The sequence below is a fragment of the Streptomyces sp. NPDC007983 genome, from assembly GCF_042958345.1.
Classification (GTDB): domain Bacteria; phylum Actinomycetota; class Actinomycetes; order Streptomycetales; family Streptomycetaceae; genus Streptomyces.
The window spans coordinates 1-3,322 of the sequence record NZ_JBIBJI010000058.1 but is presented as its reverse complement, the minus strand read 5'-3'; the positions used below and the strand labels follow the sequence as shown (position 1 = coordinate 3,322).

The following is a 3,322-nucleotide window of genomic DNA, read 5'->3' as shown; positions in this document are numbered from 1 at the left end:
TAGAGGTGTTCGACCCGGGCCTTCTTGGCCGCGTAGTCGGGGTCGCGGGAGGTCTTCCAGGTCTTTATGCATGGAAACGAGACGCCCTCCTCGCGGACCAGGGCCCGAAGGCCCTCGTGGCTGATGTCGTCGACCGCCCCCTCGGCTACCAGGAAGTCGGCCGAGTTGGCTGGGCTCCAGGCCGAGAACGGCAGGCCGTGCTCGGCTGGCTTGGACTTGGCGATCTTCTTGATCTCCCAGTCGGGCCGGGCGAACAGAGTTTGGTCCGTGGAAGATTCAACGGAAGCGAGACGGGTCCGGCGGACACGGTGGAAATGACATTCCACTCGGCCCGGACCAGGTCGCGGTGAGCATCCGCCGACGCCACGCGGGTGCGTCGAGGAGACCACCCGCCCGCCGGTCGGGAGAGGGTGACTCTCGCCTCAGGCGTGGAGGCACCGCCGGTGATCGCCCAGAGTTGACAGATATATTTCGTAGCTCGATATATAGTCGACGCGTGACAAGACAGAACCCGTCCTTGACGGAACCGCAGTACTTCATCCTTGCCGCGCTCATGGACGGGCCGTTGCACGGTTACGGCATCATCAAGGCGGCCGAGCAGGCCACCGACGGGCGGCTCCGGATCGCTGTCGGCACCCTCTACGGCGCGCTGGAGCGGATGGAGCGGGCCGGACTGGTGGCCGCCGACCATGAGGAGATCGTGGACGGGCGGGCGCGGCGCTACTACAAGCTCACCGAGGACGGCACCGCGATGCTCAGCCGGGAGGCATTGCGGATGCAGCAGGCGGCGGCCGTCGTCATCGGCCGCTCGCGGAATGCCGGAGCGGCCCCGGCATGAACCGTCTGCTGCTTGCGGCCTATCCCGAGCCCTACCGTTCCCGGCAGGGAGAGGAGTTACTGACCTGCCTGGCCGAGGCGTATCCCGGCCGCTCCTGGCCCCCGCCGCGGGAAGTTGCCGCCTTGGTGCGCGCCGGGGTGCAGGCCCGCGCCCGGGGCACCGTTGACGACACCACTCGGCCGTGGTGGCTGGACGGCGTCCACCTGGCCGCCCTGGCCCTCGCCGCGCTGGCGCTGGTTCCGTACTTGCAGGATGTGTGGCACTGGGCACTGCACATCGACCCCGGACAGCACGCCATCGCCTTCCACTTCTCCGGCTGGTACCCGTGGGCCGAAGGTCCCACGCGGATACGGCTGCTGCCCTACGGGCTGCTCCCGCTGGGCTGCCTGATCGCTCTGCTGCGTGGCAGACCGTGGATCGCGCTGCCGGCCGCGGCAGCCATGATCTGGGCCGGCGCCACGTCCCACGGCCGCACCCTCTTCGGCGACGAGGGCAAGGCGGGCCTGGGCTACTACGGTCTTGGCACCCCGATAACCGCCCATGACCTGGTCCTGTCGGGCACACTGTGCACCGCGTGCGCCGTGCTGACGGCCTGCCGTCCCAGCCGTCTGCGGCGCCGCTCGTGCCGCTGGCTGGTGCCCGTCGTGCTCGCCATGTACGTGGCCGGGGGCCTGCACATCATCTCCGTCAGTCCAACCTTCCAACGCGGCCTGTTCGCCCTAGAAGTCGCCGCGCTGATCGCCGCGTGGGTGGCGACGGCCTCCACCGGGGATTACCGGTGGCTGATCCCCGTCGCGGCGGTCGCGTTCATCCGCACGCAGGCGATCGTGATCCAGCCGCAGGGGTTCATGCAGTCCCTGCCGGACCTGGTCGTCCTCGTTCTCCTGATCGCCCCCCTCCCGGTCCTGGCGATCACCGCCCAGCGCCGACAGGGGCAGGCACTCGCCGAATAGGAGCGGCCCCCCGGTGGGCCGACCGAGCCCGGCGGCCCACGTCGTGCCGCAAGACGTGCGTGACCGAACTCCCCCCAACGGAAGAAACAGAGCGATGACACAGAACGATTCTCCGTCCCTGCCCGCGCACCGTCCGGGGGCCTCAAGGCAGGCCCCCGGGGCCCCCGACGACCCCAGCCCGTCGCGTACGACACGGCCGTGGATGCCGACTCTGCTGTACACCCTGGGGTTCCTGGCGGTCTACCTGCTCGCCATCTGCACCCCGTGGGGGCAACGAGCCGAGAACGCACTGTTTGATCTCGGTAAACAGGGCAGCGAAGAAGCATGGATCTACCCCCTGTCAGGATCGGAATACGGCTCGACGCCCCTACCCCCGATGGAATTGAGCGCCAAGCCCACCCTGATGGCGGGCCTGGCCGTCATCGTGGTCCTCACCCTGGTGCGGCGGTACTGGCGGCAGGGGTGCGCGGCGCTCGGGGTCGTCATTCTCACGACCGGAAGCAAGGAGGTGTTCAAATCGGCCATGCCCCGCCCTGATCTGGTGGGCGCGCGCGAGAATCTCCTTGATCAGGGTTTTCCCAGCGGGCACACGGCCATCCCCGCCGCGCTGACCCTCGCCGCCGTCCTCGTGGTTTCCCCCCGCATCCGCCCCTACGTCGCCACGGCCGGTGTGCTGTGGCTCGCCTGCATCGCCGCCGCCAGCGCGACCATGGGCGGCCACCGGCCCAGCGAAGTGCTGGGAGCCACACTGTTGGCCTGTGCCTTTTACGGCCTCGCAACCTGGCTGCTGCCGCCAGCCGCCGCGCCAGGCGCCACGCGGAGCCCCCGTGCGCTGCCCGTCATCACCCTGACGCTGGCACTGGCCGTCGCCCTCGTTTCCGGCGCACGGAACGACACCCTCACAAGGTCACTGGTCTCCGCGGCGACGGCCTTCATATGTGCGGCCCTGGTCTGGTACGCCGCAGTCGGGCGGCCCGCACACACCGCACGCCGCACACGCCCCGCACTGGGCTGACCACCCGGCAGGCTCCGGGCGGGAACCGGCGCATCCTGGCAAAGCGGCGGTCCGACGCCACCATCCAGTCGTGGAAGCCGTCGACGCCCGAGCGGGGATGCCCTCCCGCCCGGCATGTCCTCCCGTAGTCCGGTCAACAAGCCGGTGTCACCCGGCGCGGCAACCGGCCACAATGATCACGTGGCTGAACGCGTGCGGGTCCGGGCCATTGATGACGACGAGGGCAGGCGCCTGCTGCGGATCATCCGTAGAGGCACTGGTTCGGTGGTGACCTGGCCGGGAGATCAGGAAGATCGCCAAGTCCAAGCCAGCCGAGCACGGCCTGCCGTTCTCGACCTGGAGTCTGGCCAAACTGGCCGACTTCCTGGTAGCCGAGGGGGCGGTCGACGACATCAGCCACGAGGGCCTTCGGGTCCTGCTCCGCGAGGAGGGCGTCTCGTTTCAACGCATAAAGACCTGGAAGACCTCCCGCGACCCCGACTACGCGGCCAAGAAGGCCCAGGTCGAACACCTCTG

3 protein-coding genes and 2 pseudogenes are annotated in these 3,322 nt (G+C 69.2%); 4 read left to right on the top strand and 1 reads right to left on the bottom strand.

Features of this window, described 5'->3' with window-relative positions; translation table 11 throughout:
* Positions 1 to 236 (bottom strand): annotated as a pseudogene (locus ACFZCY_RS45410) (IS630 family transposase); the annotation flags it as partial.
* A 260-nt stretch (positions 237 to 496) separates the two neighbouring features.
* Between ACFZCY_RS45410 and ACFZCY_RS45405 the strand changes: the two are divergent.
* The 4 genes and pseudogenes from ACFZCY_RS45405 to ACFZCY_RS45390 form a co-directional block, all read left to right on the top strand.
* The gene (locus ACFZCY_RS45405) at positions 497 to 838 is read left to right on the top strand and encodes a PadR family transcriptional regulator (protein ID WP_125760678.1); all 342 of its coding nucleotides are present in this window, start codon (positions 497 to 499) and stop codon (positions 836 to 838) included.
* Complete coding sequence (locus ACFZCY_RS45400; RefSeq protein ID WP_391187700.1) at positions 835 to 1,791, top strand: hypothetical protein; 957 nt, start codon at positions 835 to 837, stop codon at positions 1,789 to 1,791. The genes ACFZCY_RS45405 and ACFZCY_RS45400 overlap by 4 nt, the downstream gene beginning before the upstream one ends.
* A 94-nt stretch (positions 1,792 to 1,885) precedes the next feature.
* Complete coding sequence (locus tag ACFZCY_RS45395; protein WP_391187698.1) at positions 1,886 to 2,806, top strand: phosphatase PAP2 family protein; 921 nt, start codon at positions 1,886 to 1,888, stop codon at positions 2,804 to 2,806.
* A gap of 180 nt (positions 2,807 to 2,986) precedes the next feature.
* Positions 2,987 to 3,322: pseudogene (locus ACFZCY_RS45390) on the top strand (IS630 family transposase); the annotation flags it as partial.